The sequence below is a fragment of the Streptomyces sp. NPDC091972 genome, from assembly GCF_044756385.1.
Lineage (GTDB): Bacteria > Actinomycetota > Actinomycetes > Streptomycetales > Streptomycetaceae > Streptomyces.
Window position 1 is genome coordinate 200,263 of sequence record NZ_JBIVSV010000002.1, and the last position, 16,827, is coordinate 217,089.

General features: G+C 73.1%; 15 protein-coding genes. 6 read left to right on the forward strand and 9 right to left on the reverse strand.

Going from position 1 to position 16,827, the window contains the following annotated elements; genetic code table 11:
• Nucleotides 1-304 precede the first annotated feature (304 nt).
• The 3 genes from ACIQJT_RS06190 to ACIQJT_RS06200 all read right to left on the reverse strand — a co-directional run bounded on the left by ACIQJT_RS06190 (nucleotide 305) and on the right by ACIQJT_RS06200 (nucleotide 6,055).
• Nucleotides 305-4,549 carry an HAD-IC family P-type ATPase gene (locus tag ACIQJT_RS06190; protein ID WP_402640317.1) on the reverse strand — a complete coding sequence of 1,415 codons (4,245 nt, stop codon included), beginning with the start codon at nucleotides 4,547-4,549 and terminating at the stop codon, nucleotides 305-307.
• Nucleotides 4,550-4,557: 8 nt separating this feature from the next.
• Nucleotides 4,558-5,046, reverse strand: coding sequence for a hypothetical protein (locus ACIQJT_RS06195; protein WP_402640319.1), 489 nt, complete (start codon nucleotides 5,044-5,046; stop codon nucleotides 4,558-4,560).
• 112 nt (nucleotides 5,047-5,158) lie between these two features.
• Entirely contained in the window at nucleotides 5,159-6,055 is an 897-nt protein-coding gene (locus ACIQJT_RS06200) for a helix-turn-helix domain-containing protein (RefSeq protein ID WP_402640321.1), read from the reverse strand.
• Nucleotides 6,056-6,156: 101 nt separating this feature from the next.
• On the opposite strand from ACIQJT_RS06200, the gene ACIQJT_RS06205 reads away from it, so the two are divergent.
• Complete coding sequence (locus ACIQJT_RS06205; RefSeq protein WP_402640323.1) at nucleotides 6,157-7,584, forward strand: MFS transporter; 1,428 nt, start codon at nucleotides 6,157-6,159, stop codon at nucleotides 7,582-7,584.
• A gap of 89 nt (nucleotides 7,585-7,673) precedes the next feature.
• Nucleotides 7,674-7,877 (forward strand): hypothetical protein, encoded by a 204-nt coding sequence (locus ACIQJT_RS06210; protein WP_402640325.1) that lies wholly within the window; start codon nucleotides 7,674-7,676, stop codon nucleotides 7,875-7,877.
• Between the two features lie 11 nt (nucleotides 7,878-7,888).
• Here the strand turns inward: ACIQJT_RS06210 and ACIQJT_RS06215 are convergent, their stop codons facing one another.
• The 4 genes from ACIQJT_RS06215 to ACIQJT_RS06230 all read right to left on the reverse strand — a co-directional run bounded on the left by ACIQJT_RS06215 (nucleotide 7,889) and on the right by ACIQJT_RS06230 (nucleotide 11,880).
• On the reverse strand, nucleotides 7,889-8,476 hold the full coding sequence (locus ACIQJT_RS06215) for a TetR family transcriptional regulator (RefSeq protein ID WP_365450548.1): 588 nt from the start codon (nucleotides 8,474-8,476) through the stop codon (nucleotides 7,889-7,891).
• 124 nt (nucleotides 8,477-8,600) lie between these two features.
• The gene (locus ACIQJT_RS06220; protein ID WP_402640328.1) at nucleotides 8,601-9,611 is read right to left on the reverse strand and encodes an aldo/keto reductase; all 1,011 of its coding nucleotides are present in this window, start codon (nucleotides 9,609-9,611) and stop codon (nucleotides 8,601-8,603) included.
• 77 nt (nucleotides 9,612-9,688) lie between these two features.
• On the reverse strand, nucleotides 9,689-10,300 hold the full coding sequence (locus ACIQJT_RS06225) for a LysE family translocator (protein ID WP_402640330.1): 612 nt from the start codon (nucleotides 10,298-10,300) through the stop codon (nucleotides 9,689-9,691).
• Nucleotides 10,301-10,497: 197 nt separating this feature from the next.
• Entirely contained in the window at nucleotides 10,498-11,880 is a 1,383-nt protein-coding gene (locus tag ACIQJT_RS06230; protein ID WP_365450540.1) for a glycine--tRNA ligase, read from the reverse strand.
• A 131-nt stretch (nucleotides 11,881-12,011) separates the two neighbouring features.
• Here ACIQJT_RS06230 and ACIQJT_RS06235 point away from each other — a divergent pair, with 131 nt between their 5' ends.
• The 4 genes from ACIQJT_RS06235 to ACIQJT_RS06250 are packed head-to-tail and all read left to right on the forward strand — an operon-like array spanning nucleotide 12,012 to nucleotide 15,109.
• Entirely contained in the window at nucleotides 12,012-12,959 is a 948-nt protein-coding gene (locus tag ACIQJT_RS06235; RefSeq protein ID WP_402640332.1) for a metal ABC transporter substrate-binding protein, read from the forward strand.
• Nucleotides 12,956-13,732 carry a metal ABC transporter ATP-binding protein gene (locus tag ACIQJT_RS06240; RefSeq protein ID WP_365450535.1) on the forward strand — a complete coding sequence of 259 codons (777 nt, stop codon included), beginning with the start codon at nucleotides 12,956-12,958 and terminating at the stop codon, nucleotides 13,730-13,732. The genes ACIQJT_RS06235 and ACIQJT_RS06240 overlap by 4 nt, the downstream gene beginning before the upstream one ends.
• On the forward strand, nucleotides 13,732-14,634 hold the full coding sequence (locus ACIQJT_RS06245) for a metal ABC transporter permease (protein WP_402640335.1): 903 nt from the start codon (nucleotides 13,732-13,734) through the stop codon (nucleotides 14,632-14,634). The genes ACIQJT_RS06240 and ACIQJT_RS06245 overlap by 1 nt, the downstream gene beginning before the upstream one ends.
• 58 nt (nucleotides 14,635-14,692) lie before the next feature.
• Entirely contained in the window at nucleotides 14,693-15,109 is a 417-nt protein-coding gene (locus tag ACIQJT_RS06250; RefSeq protein WP_053851443.1) for a Fur family transcriptional regulator, read from the forward strand.
• 59 nt (nucleotides 15,110-15,168) lie between these two features.
• Here ACIQJT_RS06250 and ACIQJT_RS06255 read toward each other — a convergent pair whose 3' ends face one another.
• Entirely contained in the window at nucleotides 15,169-16,017 is an 849-nt protein-coding gene (locus ACIQJT_RS06255; RefSeq protein WP_402640337.1) for an isoprenyl transferase, read from the reverse strand.
• 27 nt (nucleotides 16,018-16,044) lie between these two features.
• Nucleotides 16,045-16,794 carry a DNA repair protein RecO gene (gene recO, locus ACIQJT_RS06260; RefSeq protein WP_280894531.1) on the reverse strand — a complete coding sequence of 250 codons (750 nt, stop codon included), beginning with the start codon at nucleotides 16,792-16,794 and terminating at the stop codon, nucleotides 16,045-16,047.
• Nucleotides 16,795-16,827: the final 33 nt, after the last annotated feature.

Genomic DNA, 16,827 nt, shown 5'->3' on the forward strand with positions numbered 1-16,827 from the left:
GGCCGACGGCCGGTGGGGGCCGGTCGCGCAGTTCCCCGCGCCCCTGGGTGGGTGACCTCAGCCGAACCGAGACAGCACCCCCCTCCTCGGACCTCAGGTGCGTAGTCCACCGGCCGACGGCCGGTGGGGGCCGGTCGCGCAGTTCCCCGCGCCCCTGGGTGGGTGACCTCAGCCGAACCGAGACAGCACCCCCCTCCTCGGACCTCAGCGCGTAGTCCGCCGGCCGACGGCCGACCGCGTCCTCGGGTGGGTGACCACAGCCGACTGGGGGCAGCACCCACCGCACAACCGGCCCGTGCAGAGCTCAGTGCAGGCGGCTCAGTACTGTCCGCTCCACCGCCGGTACGAACCGTTGGCCCGTCAGTGCCAGGGCTATCGCCGCTGCGACTCCCGCCCACGCCAGCGGGCCCAGGGGGGTGCAGCCGAAGAGTTGGCTTGCTCCCGGGGTTTCCACCAGGGCGACCAGGGCCGCCGCGGAGCCCAGGGACGTCACCCGGACCAGTGGGCTCTCCCGGCGGTCCGCCAGGGTCTGGGCCAGCTGGGTGCCGACCACCGCGCACAGCGCCATGGTCGTCGAGCGGCGGGCCGTGCCAGGGGTGAAGCGGCCGATGAGCCAGGCCACCGTGGCGCCGAGGCAGGTGGTGAAGGCGCGGTCACGGATCTTGCGGGTGAGGGAGGTGCCCAGGATGGTGTCGACCGAGGGGTTGTCCTCCGTGGGTTTCTCCGTCGGCGTGACCGCCACGGCCATCGCCGGGAACAGGTCGGTGAAGAGGTTGACGAGGAGCATCTGGCGGGTGGACAGGGGGGCCGCTCCCGACAGCAGGGTGCCGAGGATGCCGAAGCTCACCTCGCCCGCGTTGCCGCCGATCAGGATGGCGATGGCGTCGGCGACGCTGTGCCACAGGGCGCGGCCCTCGCGGACGGCCTCGATGAGGGCGGTGAGGTCGTCGCCGGTGAGGACGAGGTCGGCGGCGTTGCGGGCGGCGGCGGAGCCGCGGGCGTTGATGCCGACGCCGATGTCGGCGGCCCGGATGGCGGCCGCGTCGTTGGCGCCGTCGCCGACCATGCCGACGACCCGGCCCGCGTCCCTGAGGGCCTCGACGACCTGGAGTTTCTGCTCGGGCGCGACCCGGGCCACGACGTCGGCGTCGCACAGCATCCGGGAGCGGGCCGAGCGGTCGGCGGCGGCCAGTTCGTCGCCGGTGACGACCGTGGCGTCCTCGGGCCAGCCGAGGTCGGTGGCGATGGCGTGGGCGGTCTGCGGGTGGTCACCGGTCAGCACGACCGGTCGTACCCCCGCCTCGCGCAGTCCGCGGACCAGGTCGGGGGAGGTGTCCCGGGCCACGTCGGCGAGGCCCAGCAGGCCCACGAACTCCAGGTCCCGCAGCGGCTCCTCGAGTACGGCCCTGTCGTCACCGCCGAGCGGCCGCCGGGCCACCGCGAGGACCCGCAGACCGTCGGCCGCCAGGGAGTGGGCCCGCTCGGAGGCGTCGGGGGGCAGGTCCGAGCAGGCGGGCAGGACCGTCTCCGGGGCGCCCTTGAGCACCAGGACCGGGGAGTCGTCGCCGGCCTGTCCGACGGCGGCGGCGTAACCGCGGCCCGCCTCGAAGGGCAGGCCCTCCAGCTGGGTCCACTCCTCGTCCGGGGCGGCCGCGTCCAGGACGGCCTCGTCGGTGGCGTGGGCCGGGCGCTGCTCGGAGTCGCCGTCGAGCTGGGGGCAGGCGCGGGCCGCGATCCGCAGCGGGCCGTCCGCGTCGGGCTCGCCGGCGGCGTGGACCCGCCCGTCCGCGTCGGCGACCCGGACCAGGCGCAACCGGTTCTCGGTGAGGGTGCCGGTCTTGTCGAAGCAGATGGTGTCCATGCGGCCGAGGGCTTCGAGGGTGCGCGGGGCGCGGACCAGGACGCCGTGCGCGCTGAGCCGTCGGGCGGCGGCGAGCTGTGCGACCGTGGCGACCAGCGGCAGCCCTTCGGGGACGGCGGCCACCGCGACCGCGACGCCGCCGCTGACCGCCTGCCGCAGGGGTGTGCCGCGCAGCAGGGCGAGCCCGGTGACCGCGGCGCCGCCCGCCATCGTCAACGGCATCGCCTTGCGGGTGAGTTCCTGGAGCCGGGCCTGGACCCCGCCGGCGGCCGGGGTGCGGGCGGCGAGGGCGACGGCGCGGGCGGCCTCGGTGCGGTCGCCGGTGTCCACGACGACCGCGCGGGCGTTCCCGGCCACCACGGTCGTCCCCTCGAAGACCATGCAGTGCCGTTCGGCGACGGGGGCGTGCGGGCTCGGGTCGGTAAACTTGCCCACCGGGAGGGACTCGCCGGTCAGCGCGGACTCGTCGACCTCCAGGCCGTCCTGCCACAGCAGGCGGGCGTCGGCGGGGACGACGTCGTCCAGGGTGAGCTCGATGACGTCTCCGGGGTTCAGCCCGGCGGCGTCGACGACGTGCGGTTCCGCGTCCTCCTCGGCGACCCGGGCCTTCTGCTTCTGCTGGGCGAGCAGCCCGGACAGGGCCCGCTCGGCGCGCAGCCGCTGGAGGCCGCCGACGAGCGCGTTGAGGTCGAGGGCGCCGACCACCAGCAGGGCGTCCATGGCGGACCCGAGGATCGCGGACGCGGCCGAGCCGACCGCGAGGACGGGGGTGAGCGGGTCGTCCAGCTCTCCGCGCACGGCCCGGGCGAGCTGCGCCGACCACCTGACGGGGGCCAGCACGGGCAGGCGTACGACGGCGTCGGCGGCGGTGCGGACCCGTGCGGTCGTCTGCTCGGCGAGCGTCGGTTCCGGGGGTGCCTGCTGTTCCAGCCGGTCGCGTACGTCGTCCGGGTCCAGGGCGTGCCAGGGCACCCGGGGGCGCGGGTGGGGGAGGCTCGTGGCCGCCACCCGCAGGGCGGTGCGGGTGCCGGTGAACAGGGCGGCGGCCGCGGCCACGTCGACGGGTGCGTGCCGCAGGCCGGGCAGTGCCGTACGGCGTCGGCTGCGGCCCGACTCGCCGACGGCGACGAGGAGGCCGGACAGGGCGGCGCCCGAGCGGGCCAGGGTCTGGGAGCGGCGGCCGACCGCGCGGGCCGCCGGCACGGCGGTCAGCAGCCGCCAGACGTCGGGCAGTCCGTGCGGGGCGAGGACGTCGGCGCCCCAGGCGACCGCGCAGCCGCCGTCGGTGAGGGAGACGGCCACGTCGCCGCGGAGGAGTCCTGCCACGACGTCGGCGTCCTGGGGGCGGGCGACGGTGAGGACACCGCCCTCGTCGTTGCGGAGCCCGTCGACGATCTCCGGCAGCGGCCGCCCTGCGTCCACGACCTGGTCGGCGAGGCCGGTGAAGTCGGCCAGCGCGGGGTCGTCCAGGACGACGACCCGCAGTCCGGCGTGCCGGGCCGCGTCCAGCACGGGTTCGGCCCAGGGGTCGGCGCCCGCGCCCGGGGGGCGCAGGGCGCTCGGGTGCAGCAGGACCGTGCCGACGGTCTCCAGTTGGCGCAGTCGGTCAGGGTCGCGCACGAGGACGCCGGACCGCGACAGGGCCGTGCCGAGTACGGCGTGGAAGGCGGCGGGGCCGTAGCGGGCGGCCTTGGGGGAGCCCGCGAGGACGGCCTCCGCGGCCTCGGTCACGTCGTGCTTGACGAGGAGCGCGGCGACGGCGCCGGCGATGCTGCCGGCCGCGGCGTGGCTCGCGTAGTCCTGGGCGGGTGAGGGGCGCGGGGGCGGGCGCAGGGCCGCCTGGGCGGGCACGCTGTCACGGTCGGGGACGCACAGGTCGTCGTGCATCGTCTCGAAGGCGGCCGTCCGCACCAGGGCCTCGGTCAGCTGGCAGGAGCGCAGCGTCCCGTCGAGCAGCAGGGAGGTGGGGCTCTGGCCGGCGCCGTGCACGGCGGCGTTCACGACGGCCAGCGCCACGTCCATGCGGGCGCTTCCGAGCCGTCCCCGCAGCCAGCCCCTGAAGCGGGGGTTCTCCCGCAGCAGGGTCACGACCGCCGTCACCGGCCGCGGGGAGGCGGGCAGTTTCAGCGCGGACCCGGTGACCGCGGCGACGACTCCGACGGCGTCGGCGGCGAGCGCCAGGGCGGCGGTGCGCACGGAGCCGGGGTCGCCGGGGTGGGCGAGTTCCTCGACGTCCTGGTCGTCCGCGACCAGCCCGTACCGCTCGGCGAGCACCGAGACCCGCTTCTCGACGCGCTCGGTGGCCACCCCCTCCACGGCGGTCACGACGAGCCGCCCGAGGCCCTGGTCCCAGTAGGCCAGCGCGATGTCGGGGTGCTCGGCGAGGGCGTCGACGAGACGGCGGGCGCGGTGCTCGGTCGGGGCGTGTTCCCCATGTGCCGGGTCCGCCTGCGTGCGCAGGGGCACGTGGACGCGGTGGCCCGCCCGCCAGTTCGGGGACGCTCCCGGGAGGGCGGCCCGGGCGGCCCGTGTCGTGCGGGCCGCGAAGTCCGCGGTGCGCACACCGGCCCGGGCCGTTCCCGCCACCGCCCCGGCCGCCACGCCGACCGCGGTGGGCGTACCCCTGGCGAGCAGGCGCGGGCCGGCCAGGACGAGGCCCGCGGCCGCTGTCGTGAGTCCTCGGTTCATGGTCGTCCTCAGTCGCCGGATCGGGTACGGCCCGTGGTGGTGCCCCCGGGGCCGCCCCGCCCGGACGGCGCCGCCGTCTCGTGCGGCGGGAGCTTGTCGGAGGGCGTGGGCGGCGCGGCGGCCGCCTGGCGGGACGCGAGGTCCGGCTTGCCGTGGGTCGACGCCAGGACGCGGGGCGTGGGCCGGCTCTCGCCGCCGGACTCCTCCCGGCCCGGCCTGGGCTGGGTCAGCCACGCCACCGCGGCCCCGGTGACCGCGACGGGCCATTCGACGATGCCGGCGACGCCCAGCACCCCGGCCCCGGCGTACACCGCGAGCCGCCGGCCGCGTGGGGACACCGCCCCGACCCGGTCCAGCGCTCCCTCGGCCACCCGGCCCACGGTCCCGGCCCCGGGCACCTTCCCCAGCACCGATGCGGCCGCCCGCAGCGGCTGCGGGAGCCCCTGCGCCGGTGACCGCGGTTCTGCTGCCTGCTGCGACGACTTCTGCTCGGCCATGACTCGCCTCGCACGTGGGGGGGGTTCTGTCTTTCGGACAAACCGGGTTCCCGTACTTCGGACACTCATCCCCACCTGCGGCGACCGAGGCGTAAGGGCGCGTGCGGGTGTCTCACGCCCGAGCGGCCGGCACCCTCTCCAGGGCGATCGCGTGCAGCCGCTCCAGGCGCCGCCGGGACTCCTCGTCGGCGGGGGCGTAGGTCACCATGCGGGGGCCCGCCTCGGGGCCGAGCCAGAGGTCGGTGTGGTCGACGGAGACGCGGCCGACGTAGCGGTTCGTGAACTCCTTGCGGCGGCCCCGGTGTTCGATGACCTCGTGGCGGTCCCAGACCTCGCGGAACTCCGGGGACTCGGTGCGCAGCCGGTGCAGGAGCATCTTCCAGGCGGGCTCGGCGAGGTGGCCGGCCATGGTGGCGCGGAAGCGGGCGGCCATCAGGCGCTGCACCTCCGGCAGGTGGACGATCGAGGAGCGCCAGTCGTCGTGGGTGTAGGAGAGGATCATGCAGTTGCGGTCCTCGGGCGGCACCGCGTCCAGGTCGCACAGGAGCAGGCCGTAGGTGCGGTTGTAGGCGAGGATGTCGTAGCGGCTGTTCTGCACACAGGCCGGGAGCGGTTCCAGTTGTTCGAGCACCTGCCGGACGGCGGGGGTGATCAAGGGGCAGACGGTGGCCGGGGTCGGGTCGACCGCTCCGGCCAGCTGGAACAGGTGCGAGCGCTCGGTCGGGTCCAGCAGCAGGGCGCGGGCCAGGGCGTCCAGTACCTGTACGGAGACCTGGATGTCCCGGGCCTGCTCCAGCCAGGTGTACCAGGTGACGCCGACCGCGGAGAGCTGAGCGACCTCCTCCCGGCGCAGGCCCGGGGTGCGGCGCCTGCGACCGCGCGGCAGGCCGACCTGCTCGGGGGTGATGTGCTCGCGGCGGTGGCGCAGGAAGGCGGCGAGCTCAAGGCGCCGGATCACGGACAGGGACGCGGTCGCGGGTACGGCTGTCTCCTGGGCCACGGTGGTCATGCCTCCAGCCTGCCTCCACCGGGACCCTGTTGCCAGGTGGTTCTTCTACCAGGATAAGAAGACTCTGGTACCCGTCTGGGAGTGGGCGCAGGCTCGGGGACGTGACCACCGACACCACGACTCCACGCCCTGTCCGCACCGCCGCGCCACCCGAGCTGGGCGGCCTCGGACTGTTCACGGTGCTGCTCGCCGCGGCACTCCCCCTCATCGACTTCTTCATCGTCAACGTCGCCCTGCCCAGCATCGGCGCGGACCTCTCCGCGAGCGAGTCGGTCCTCGAACTCGTCGTGGCGGGTTACGGGTTGGCGTACGCCGTCCTCCTCGTCCTCGGCGGCCGGCTCGGTGACCTCTTCGGGCGCCGCCGGCTGTTCCTGGGCGGCATGCTGGCGTTCGGGCTGACCTCGCTGGCGTGCGGGCTCGCGCCGACCGCGTGGACGCTGGTCGCGGCGCGGGTCGCGCAGGGCGCCGCGTCGGCCGCGATGCTGCCGCAGGTCCTCGCCACCATCCAGTCGGCGACGGCCGGGTCCCGCCGGGCCCGCGCGATGGGCCTGTACGGCGCGACGGCGGGCCTCGCCATGGTGGCGGGCCAGATCCTCGGCGGGGTCCTGGTGGCGGCCGACATCGCGGGCACGAGCTGGCGGGCCGCGTTCCTGGTGAACGTCCCGGTCGTCGTGGTCGGCCTGTTCCTCGGAGCCCGTACGGTCCCGGAGACCCGCTCCCCCCGCCCCGAACCGGTGGACGGCCCCGGCACGGTCCTGCTGGCGGTGACCCTGCTGGCGCTGCTCGCCCCGCTGACCGAGGGCAGGGCGGCGGGCTGGCCGCTGTGGACGTGGCTGTCGCTGGCGGCGTTCCCGTTCCTCGCGGGGGCGTTCTTCGCGGTGGAGCGCCGGGCGGACCGCGCGGGCCGGACGCCGCTCGTCCCGCCGAGCCTGTTCGCGCTGGTGTCCCTGCGGCGCGGCCTGCTGCTGATCGTGCCGTTCTCGATGGGGTTCGCCGGCTTCATGTTCGTGATCGCGGTGGCCCTCCAGGAGGGGGCGGGCCGCAGTCCCGTGCAGGCGGGTCTCGCGCTGGTCCCGCTCGCGGTGACGTTCCTGGTCACGTCGGTCGCCGGGCCCCGGCTGATCACCCGCTTCGGCACCCGGGTGGTGACGGCGGGCGCGCTGGTCCAGGCGGTCGGTCTGGGGCTGATGATCCTGGCGGCCCGTTCCTCCTGGCCGGACCTCGGACTGCTGCCCCTGCTGCCCGGTGGTGCGATCGCCGGGGTGGGCCAGGCCCTCCAGCTGCCGGTGGTCTTCCGGATCGTCCTGTCCGAGGTACCGCCCGCGCGGGCCGGGGTGGGCAGTGGCGTGATGGTCACCACCCAGCAGGCCGCCCTGGCGCTCGGCGTGGCCACGCTGGGCAGCCTCTTCCTCACCCTGGTGCCGGGCATGGGCATGCGGGACGCGCTGGTGACGACGCTGCTGGTCCAGCTGGCCGGGGTGGCCCTGACCGGTGTGCTGAGTCTGCGGCTGCCGCGGACGATCGACTGAGGGCGCGGCTCAAGTCCTGGCGAACGCCCCGTGAAGATACCGCTGTTGATGTTGTTCTTGCTGCACACTCCTTGCCGGAGGCGAGGCAGATGGTGCAGATCGGCACGAGCAGGGTGAGCCGCTTCGACCAGCACGGGCGCCGGCACGTGGTCCAGGTGGAGCGCAAGGGCGCGCAGCGCACGATCAGGTGCGACACCTGCGGCTGGCGCAGGGCGGCGCAGTTCCTGCCCTGGCTGAAGGCGGAGGAACATCTCGCGGAGGCCCACCAGGCGACGGTGGATCCCTCGAAGTAGCGCGTCGGCGGTCAGGCCGTGAGGCCCCGGACGAGCAGGTCCACCAGCGCCGTGAACTCCGCTTGGGCGCCCGGCTGTTCCCACTCCCCGGCATAGGCGGGGTCGTGGTAGCGGCCGGTGGCGTGGAAGACGGCGAGGGCCGCGACGGCCGGGTCGGCGACGGTGAAGACGCCCGCGTCGACGCCGTCCCCGACGATGCGGGTGAGCTGGCCGGTCAGCTCGGTGAGGTGCTCGCTGACCGCCGTGACGTTCTCACCGGTCAGGACCGTGTACGTGGCGAACAGCTCCGGATCGTCGCCCGCCTTGCGGCGCTTGGCCTCGAAGAGGGCGGCGAGCCAGTCCCGCAGCCGGGCCTCCGGGGCGCGGTCCTGGGCGGCGATCTCGGCCAGCATGCCGGTCGCCCGGTCCAGCCACCGCTTCGTCACCGCCTCCCGCAGCGCCGCCTTCGTGCGGAAGTGGCGGTAGACGCTGCCGTGGCTGACGCCGAGCGCGCGTGCCACGTCCACCACGGTGGCCTTGGCGGGGCCGTGGCGGCGCAGCACCTCCTCGGTGGCTTCGAGGATGCGCTCGGCGGTCAGGATCTCGGTGGTCGGGGGCATGCCTAGACGGTACCTGGCAAGGCGTTCCCCGCCGGACGGATACCCGCACGGACCCCACCCAGGGACGCGGGCAACCGCGCGACCACCCCCCACCCGCCCGCGGCAGCGACCGGCCGCGCGGTGTTCACTTCTCGCTGTCCAGCATGGCCATCTGCGGTGCCGCGTACCGCTCGCCCGCTGCCGCGTCCGCCGGTACGGCCGCCTCGACGGCGGCGAGGTCGGCGGCGTCCAGGGTGACGTCCAGCGCCCCCAGGGCCTCCCCGAGCCGCTCGCGGGTCCGGGCGCCGACCAGCGGCACGATGTCCTCGCCCCGGGAGGCCACCCAGGCGATGGCGATCTGCGCGACGGTGACGCCCTTCTCCTCGGCGACCTTGCGCAGGGACTCGACCAGCGCGAGGTTGTGCCGGAGGTTCTCACCCTGGAAGCGGGGCGCGTGGGCCCGGAAGTCGTTCGCGGGCAGGCGCCGGTCGGCGGTGAGGTGGCCGGAGATCAGCCCACGGGAGAGCACTCCGTACGCGGTGACGGAGATGCCCAGCTCGCGCACGGTGGGCAGGATCTCCCGCTCGGGGCCCCGGGATATCAGCGCGTACTCGATCTGGAGGTCGGAGATCGGGGCGGTGGCGGCGGCCCGGCGAATGGTGTCGGCGCCGACCTCGCTGAGCCCGATGTGCCGCACCCAGCCCTTCTCGACCAGTTCGGAGATCGCGCCGACCGTCTCCTCGATCGGCACCTCGGGGTCGAGCCGGGAGGGGCGGTAGACGTCGATGTGGTCGACGCCGAGGCGCTGGAGGGAGTACGCGGCGAAGTTCTTCACGGCGGCCGGGCGGCCGTCGAAGCCGGACCAGCCGCCGTCCGGGTCGCGCAGGGAGCCGAACTTCACGCTGAGCAGCGCCTTCTCGCGCAGGGCGGCGGGGGCCGTCCGCAGCGCCTCGCTGATCAGCAGTTCGTTGTGGCCCGAGCCGTAGAAGTCGCCGGTGTCCAGCAGGGTGACGCCGGCCTCCAGGGCGGCGTGGATGGTGGCGATCGACTCGGCCCGGTCGCTCTCGCCGTACATGCCGGACATGCCCATGCAGCCGAGGCCGAGCGCGGAGACCTGGGGGCCGGTGGTGCCGAGGGTTCGGGTTCGCATCGTCATGGCATCCACCCTGCCATGACGAATGACAGATTTCAATATCTGTCATTCGTCATCTGTCACCCATCATTCGGCACCCGTCATCCGTCCGTCGTGGCCAGCTTCGCCCCCAGCAGCACGAAGGAGCCCGCAAAGCTCCGCCGCAGCCAGGCCATCACCCGGGGCCGTGAGATCACATGACTGCGCACCGAGGCCGCGAGCACCCCGTAACCGGCGAAGACCACGAAGGTCGCCAGCATGAAGACCCCGCTCAGCGCCAGCATGCGCGGCAGGGCGTGCGGCTCGGCCGGGTTCACGAACTGGGGCAGGAAGGCGAGGAAGAAGATCGTCAGCTTCGGGTTGAGGAGGTTGACCAGCACGCCGCGGACGATGACGCGGCCCGCGGACCGGGGTGCGTCGTCCTGGTCGACGTCGATCACCGTCCTGTCCCGCACGGTCGCCCAGGCCATGTACAGCAGATAGGCGACTCCGGCGTACTTGACCGCCTGGAACGCCACGGCGCTCGCGTTCAGCAGCGCGGCGAGCCCGGTGACGGTGGCCAGGACGTGCGGCACGATCCCGAGGGTGCAGGCGAACGCGGCGACGACGCTCGCACGCCGACCGCGGGAGAGCCCGGCGGCGAGCGTGTAGACGACTCCGGTGCCGGGGGTGGCGACCACGACGAGGGTGGTGAGGAGGAAGGCGAGGCTCATGGGGTCAGCCTGGACACGGAAAGGCCCCCGATACAGGTCCACACGGAGACCTGTATCGGGGGCCACTCGTCAAGGCGCCCTCGGCGCGCCCCGTCAGGGGCGCGGGGAACTGCGCGACCGGCCACGACGCGTCCGCGGACGACGACGCACCGGCAGCCACCGGACCTCACAGCCCGGAGACCCGGCAGCCGACGGACCTAGCAGCCGACGAGACGCCCGGCCAGGTAGCCCTCGATCTGGTCGAGGGAGACGCGCTCCTGCTTCATGGAGTCGCGCTCGCGGACCGTCACCGCGTTGTCGTCCAGGGTGTCGAAGTCGACCGTCACGCAGTACGGCGTACCGATCTCGTCCTGGCGCCGGTAACGGCGGCCGATCGCGCCGGCGTCGTCGAACTCGATGTTCCAGTTCTGGCGCAGCGTCTGGGCGAGGCCCTTGGCCTTCGGGGACAGCTCGGCGTTGCGGGACAGCGGCAGGACCGCGACCTTGACCGGGGCGAGGCGGTGGTCGAGACGCAGCACCGTGCGCTTCTCCAGCTTGCCCTTGGCGTTGGGGGCCTCGTCCTCGACGTACGCGTCGAGCAGGAACGCCAGCATCGCGCGGCCGACACCGGCCGCGGGCTCGATGACGTACGGCGTCCAGCGCTCGCCGGCCTCCTGGTCGTAGTAGAAGAGGTCCTGGCCGGAGGCCTTGGAGTGGGCGTTGAGGTCGTAGTCGGTGCGGTTGGCGACGCCCTCCAGCTCACCCCACTCGTTGCCGCCGAACTGGAAGCGGTACTCGATGTCGGCGGTGCGCTTGGAGTAGTGGGAGAGCTTCTCGGCCGGGTGCTCGTACCAGCGCATGTTCTCCTCGCGGAGACCGAGGCCGGTGTACCAGTTCCAGCGCTGCTCCATCCAGTACTCCTGCCACTTCTCGTCCTCGCCCGGCTTGACGAAGAACTCCATCTCCATCTGCTCGAACTCGCGGGTGCGGAAGATGAAGTTGCCGGGCGTGATCTCGTTGCGGAAGGACTTGCCCATCTGGGCGATGCCGAACGGCGGCTTCTTGCGCGAAGCGACCTGCACCTGGGCGAAGTTGGTGAAGATTCCCTGCGCGGTCTCGGGACGCAGGTAGGCGATGGAGCCGCTGTCCTGGGTCGGGCCGAGGTGGGTGGAGAGCAGGCCCGAGAACTGCTTGGGCTCGGTGAACTGGCCCTTGTTGCCGCAGTTGGGGCAGTTCACGTCGGCGAGGCCGTTCTCCGGGGCGTGGCCCTTCTTGGCCTCGTACGCCTCCTCCAGGTGGTCCGCGCGGAACCGCTTGTGGCAGGAGGTGCACTCGGTCAGCGGGTCCGTGAACGTGGCCACGTGACCGGACGCGACCCAGACCTCGGGGGCCAGGATCACGGACGAGTCGAGACCGACCACGTCCTCGCGCGACGTGACCATGTAACGCCACCACTGACGCTTCAGGTTCTCCTTGAGCTCGACACCCAGCGGTCCGTAGTCCCAGGCGGCGCGCTGGCCGCCGTAGATCTCACTACAGGGGAAAACGAAGCCCCGGCGCTTGCTCAGGCTGACGATGGTGTCGATCTTGTCGGCGGCCACGGTGCTCTCTTCATGACGAATGGACGGCAGCGAATGCCTCAGGTTACCGGCGCCGCCACCCCCCGTATCAAATCGGTTCGCGAGCGGGACTTTGTTGACAACGGTTTCCATATTTGATGAAAATGACTGTCATGAACGAACGACGACGCCTGATACCCATGATCGCCGCCGCCGGTGCCCTGGCCGCCCTCTCCGCCTGCTCCACCGACAGTGCCGCGGCGGGCGGCACCGGCAAGTTCGACGTCGTTGCGTCCTTCTACCCGATGGCCTTCCTCGCCGAGCAGATAGGCGGCGACCACGTCAGCGTCACCAGCCTGACCCAGCCCGGCCAGGAGCCGCACGACCTGGAGATCAGCGCCAAGCAGACCGCGCAGCTCCAGGAGTCCGACGCGGTGCTCTACCTCAAGAACCTCCAGCCCTCCGTCGACGAGGCGGTGGCCCAGGCCGGGGTCAAGACCACGATCGACGCGGCCACCCTGACCTCCCTGGAGAAGCACGGCAACGAGGTCGGCGGCCACGCGGCCGAGCACGACGACGAACACGGCGAGGAAGCCGGCGGCAAGGACCCCCACATCTGGCTCGACCCGGTGAAGTACTCCGAGGTCGCCAAGGGCGTCGGCGCCGCCTTCGAGAAGGCCGACCCGGACCACGCGGCCGACTACAAGGCCAACACCGCGGCCCTGGTGAAGAAGCTCGACGCCCTGAACACCAGGTTCGAGGACGGGCTGAAGAACACCGACAGCAAGGTCTTCATCACCACGCACGCCGCCTTCGGCTACCTCGCCGAGCGCTACGGCCTGACCGAGGAGGCCATCAACGGCCTGGACCCGGAGTCGGAGCCGAGCGCCAACCGCGTCAAGGACCTTGAGAAGATGGCGAAGGCCGACGGCGTCACCACCGTGTTCTACGAGACGCTCGTCAGCGACAGGACCGCGAAGACCATCGCCTCCGACGCCGGGCTGAAGACGGACGTCCTCGACCCGATCGAGGGCATCACCGAGAAGTCGCGCGGCAAGGACTACTTCGCGGTCCAGGAAGCCAACCTCAAGGCGCTTCAGGCCGCCCTGGGAGCGAAATGACATCGGAGGACGGCATGACCGAACCCGTCGTATCCCTGCGCGGGGTCCGCGCCGACCTGGGTTCGCGGCCCGTCCTGCGCGGCATCGACCTCACCGTGCACCGCGGTGAGGTCGTCGCGCTGCTCGGCGCCAACGGCTCCGGCAAGTCCACCGCGATCCGCACGATCATCGGGCAGGTCCCCGCGGCCGCGGGGGAGGTCGAGCTCTTCGGCACTCCGCGCGGGCGCTTCCGGGACTGGGCGCGGGTCGGGTACGTCCCGCAGCGCACCACCGCCGCGGGCGGTGTCCCGGCGACCGTCACCGAGGTCGTCTCCTCGGGCCGGCTGTCCCGGGCCCGCTTCGGCGTGCTGCGCAAGGCGGACCACGCGGCCGTGCGCCGGGCCCTGGAGCTGGTCGGCATGGCGGACCGGGCGAAGGACTCCGTGAACGCCCTCTCCGGCGGCCAGCACCAGCGGGTGCTGATCGCCCGCGCACTCGCCGCCGAACCCGAACTGCTGATCATGGACGAGCCGATGGCGGGCGTGGACCTGGCGAGCCAGGAGGTGCTGGCCCGGACCCTGCGGGACCAGGTCGCCGAGGGCACCACGGTCCTGCTCGTGCTGCACGAACTCGGGCCCCTGGAGCCGCTGATCGACCGGGCGGTCGTCCTGCGCGACGGCTGCGTGCAGCACGACGGCCCGCCCCCGCGCGCGGTCGGCCAGCACGCCCTGCCGGGCCACGACCACGTCCACCCCCACGACCACGAGCCGATCCGTACGGGACTGCTGAGCTGATGGACTTCCTCGACTACGCCTTCATGCAGCGGGCCCTGCTCGCCGCCGTCCTGGTCGGCATCACCGCCCCCGCCGTCGGCATCTACCTCGTCCAGCGCCGCCAGGCCCTCATGGGCGACGGCATCGGCCACGTCGCGATGACCGGCGTCGGCCTCGGCTTCCTGCTCTCCTGGTCGCCGGTGTGGATGGCCACCCTGGTCTCGGTGCTCGGCGCGGTCCTCATGGAGCTGATCCGCTGGTACGGCAAAACCCGGGGCGACATCGCCCTCGCGATGCTCTTCTACGGCGGCATGGCCGGCGGCGTGATGTTCATCAACCTCGCGCCCGGCGGCTCCAACGCCAACCTGACGTCGTACCTGTTCGGTTCGCTGTCCACGGTCTCCGCCTCGGACGTGACGGCGATCTGCGTGCTGGCCGCGTTCGTGGTGCTCGTCACCCTGGGACTGCGCCGGCAGCTCTTCGCGGTCAGCCAGGACGAGGAGTTCGCCCGGGTCACCGGCCTTCCGGTGCGCGCGCTCAACCTGCTGACCGCGGTCACGGCCGCCGTGACGGTGACCGTCGCGATGCGGGTGGTCGGACTGCTGCTGGTGAGCGCGCTGATGGTGGTGCCGGTGGCGGCGGCGCAGCAGCTCAGCCGGAGCTTCGCGGCCACCTTCGCGATCGCGGTGGCCATCGGCGTGACGGTGACCATCGGCGGCACCGTGACCTCGTACTACCAGGACGTGCCGCCCGGCGCGACGATCGTGCTGCTGACCATCGGGGCGTTCATCCTGCTGACCGGGCTCGCCACTCCGCTGGCCCGGCGACGGGCCCGGGCGGCCGCCGCCGCGCAGCCCGCCCCGGACCCCGCGGAGTGTGTGATTCCGGCCAGCCGGGAGGCGGACGGCCCGGTCGGCGTCTGACCCGGCACAGGCCGGGCTGGCACAATGGCCCGGCAGCCGCCGAACGAAGGAGGAACCCGTGACGACCGCAGGACCGCCCGTGAAGGGCCGCGCCACCCGGCAGCGGGCCGCCGTGGCGGCGGCCCTCGACGAGGTCGACGAGTTCCGCAGCGCGCAGGAACTGCACGACATGCTCAAGCACAAGGGCGACGCCGTCGGTCTGACCACGGTCTACCGCACGCTCCAGAACCTCGCCGACGCGGGCGAGGTGGACGTCCTGCGCACCTCCGACGGCGAGTCCGTCTACCGGCGCTGCTCCAGCGGCGACCACCACCACCACCTCGTCTGCCGGGTCTGCGGCAAGGCCGTGGAGGTCGAGGGCCCGGCCGTCGAGAAGTGGGCCGACGCGATCGCCGCCGAGCACGGCTACGTCAACGTGGCGCACACCGTGGAAATCTTCGGCACCTGCGCGGACTGCGCGGCCGCCCAGGACTGACCCACTGGCCGTGTGCGCCGCGGACCACCCGCACACGGCCGCCGGGGGCGGGTCGGAGGTCAGTCCTCCGGCTCGCCCTTCATCGCTTCCTCCATGGCGAGCAGCTCCTCGTTCGGGACGGCCCCGCCGAAGCGGCGGTCCCGGGAGGCGAACTCGACGCACGCCCGCCACAGGTCGCGGCGGTCGAAGTCGGGCCACAGGACGTCCTGGAACACCATCTCGGCGTACGCGCTCTGCCAGAGCAGGTAGTTGGAGGTGCGCTGCTCGCCGCTGGGCCGCAGGAACAGGTCCACGTCGGGCATGTCCGGGTAGTACAGGTACTTCGCGAGGGTCTTCTCGGTGACCTTCGACGGGTCGAGGCGGCCGGCCTTCACGTCCTCGGCGAGGGCCTGCGCGGCGTCGGCGATCTCGGCGCGGCCGCCGTAGTTCATGCAGAAGTACAGCGTGAGCCGGTCGTTGTCCTTGGTCTGCTCCTGGGCGACCTGGAGCTCCTTGGCCACGGACTTCCACAGCCGGGGCATCCGGCCCACCCAGCGCACCCGGACGCCGAGCTCGTCGAGCTGGTCGCGGGTCTTGCGGATGAAGTCCCGGTTGAAGTTCATGAGGAAGCGGACCTCGTCGGGCGAGCGCTTCCAGTTCTCGGTGGAGAAGGCGTAGAGCGAGATGTTCTTCACGCCGGCCTCGATGGCGCCCTGGAGCACGTCGAGGACCCGCTCGGCGCCGACCTTGTGCCCCTCCGTCCGGGGCAGCCCGCGCTCCTTGGCCCACCGGCCGTTCCCGTCCATGACGATCGCCACGTGCTCGGGGATCAGCTCACCGGGGAGCTTCGGCGCGCGGGCACCGGACGGGTGCGGCTCCGGCGCCCTGTACTCGCGCCGCCGGCGCCCCAGGATCCCGTTTACGGCCATGGTGCTTCTCGTCTCCTCAGTGGTGCTCTACGACTTCTCGACGTACCGGAGGGAGCGCAGCCCGCGCTCCATGTGCCAGTGCAGGTAGGCGGACACCAGCCCGCTGCCCTCCCGGACGTACCGCGGCTCGCTCGCGTCCGCGGTCTCCCAGTCTCCCGTAAGCAGCGCGGCGAGGAGTTCCAGGGTCTGCGGCGACGGTACGACACTGCCGGGCACCCGGCAGTCCACGCAGACCGAGCCGCCGGCGGCCACCGAGAAGAAGCGGTTCGGGCCGGTCATGCCGCAGCGCGCGCAGTCGCTGAAACTCGGGGCGTAGCCGTTGACCGCGAGGGAGCGGAGCAGGAACGCGTCGAGGACGAGGTGGGGCGCGTGCTCGCCCCGGGCGAGGGTGCGCAGGGCCCCCACGAGCAGCAGGTACTGCTGGACGGCCGGCTCGCCCTCGTGGTCGGTGAACCGCTCGGCGGTCTCCAGCATGGCCGTCCCGGCGGTGTACCGCGCGTAGTCGGAGACGATCCCGCCACCGTACGGCGCGATGGTCTCGCTCTGCGTGCACAGCGGCAGCCCGCGCCCGACGAGCTCGCTCCCCCGCGCGAAGAACTGCACGTCCACGTGGGAGAACGGCTCCAGCCGCGCCCCGAACTTCGACTTGGTCCGCCGCACCCCCCTGGCCACGGCCCGCACCCGCCCGTGCCCGCGCGTGAGCAGCGTGATGATCCGGTCCGCTTCTCCCAGTTTCTGCGTCCGCAGCACGATCCCGTCGTCCCGGAAGAGACTCATCGCACACCCCCGCGCCGGGTGCGCGGCACGGTG

What these genes read in the sequence shown, in the direction of transcription:
- ACIQJT_RS06200 (WP_402640321.1), bottom strand. Translation starts at nt 6,055, where the DNA reads ATGACCACCGTGGCCCAGGAGACAGCCGTACCCGCGACCGCGTCCCTG.
- ACIQJT_RS06215 (WP_365450548.1), bottom strand. Translation starts at nt 8,476, where the DNA reads ATGCCCCCGACCACCGAGATCCTGACCGCCGAGCGCATCCTCGAAGCC.
- ACIQJT_RS06240 (WP_365450535.1), top strand. Translation starts at nt 12,956, where the DNA reads ATGACATCGGAGGACGGCATGACCGAACCCGTCGTATCCCTGCGCGGG.
- ACIQJT_RS06210 (WP_402640325.1), top strand. Translation starts at nt 7,674, where the DNA reads ATGGTGCAGATCGGCACGAGCAGGGTGAGCCGCTTCGACCAGCACGGG.
- ACIQJT_RS06225 (WP_402640330.1), bottom strand. Translation starts at nt 10,300, where the DNA reads ATGAGCCTCGCCTTCCTCCTCACCACCCTCGTCGTGGTCGCCACCCCC.
- ACIQJT_RS06255 (WP_402640337.1), bottom strand. Translation starts at nt 16,017, where the DNA reads ATGGCCGTAAACGGGATCCTGGGGCGCCGGCGGCGCGAGTACAGGGCG.
- recO (WP_280894531.1), bottom strand. Translation starts at nt 16,794, where the DNA reads ATGAGTCTCTTCCGGGACGACGGGATCGTGCTGCGGACGCAGAAACTG.
- ACIQJT_RS06245 (WP_402640335.1), top strand. Translation starts at nt 13,732, where the DNA reads ATGGACTTCCTCGACTACGCCTTCATGCAGCGGGCCCTGCTCGCCGCC.
- ACIQJT_RS06235 (WP_402640332.1), top strand. Translation starts at nt 12,012, where the DNA reads ATGAACGAACGACGACGCCTGATACCCATGATCGCCGCCGCCGGTGCC.
- ACIQJT_RS06190 (WP_402640317.1), bottom strand. Translation starts at nt 4,549, where the DNA reads ATGAACCGAGGACTCACGACAGCGGCCGCGGGCCTCGTCCTGGCCGGC.
- ACIQJT_RS06220 (WP_402640328.1), bottom strand. Translation starts at nt 9,611, where the DNA reads ATGACGATGCGAACCCGAACCCTCGGCACCACCGGCCCCCAGGTCTCC.
- ACIQJT_RS06195 (WP_402640319.1), bottom strand. Translation starts at nt 5,046, where the DNA reads ATGGCCGAGCAGAAGTCGTCGCAGCAGGCAGCAGAACCGCGGTCACCG.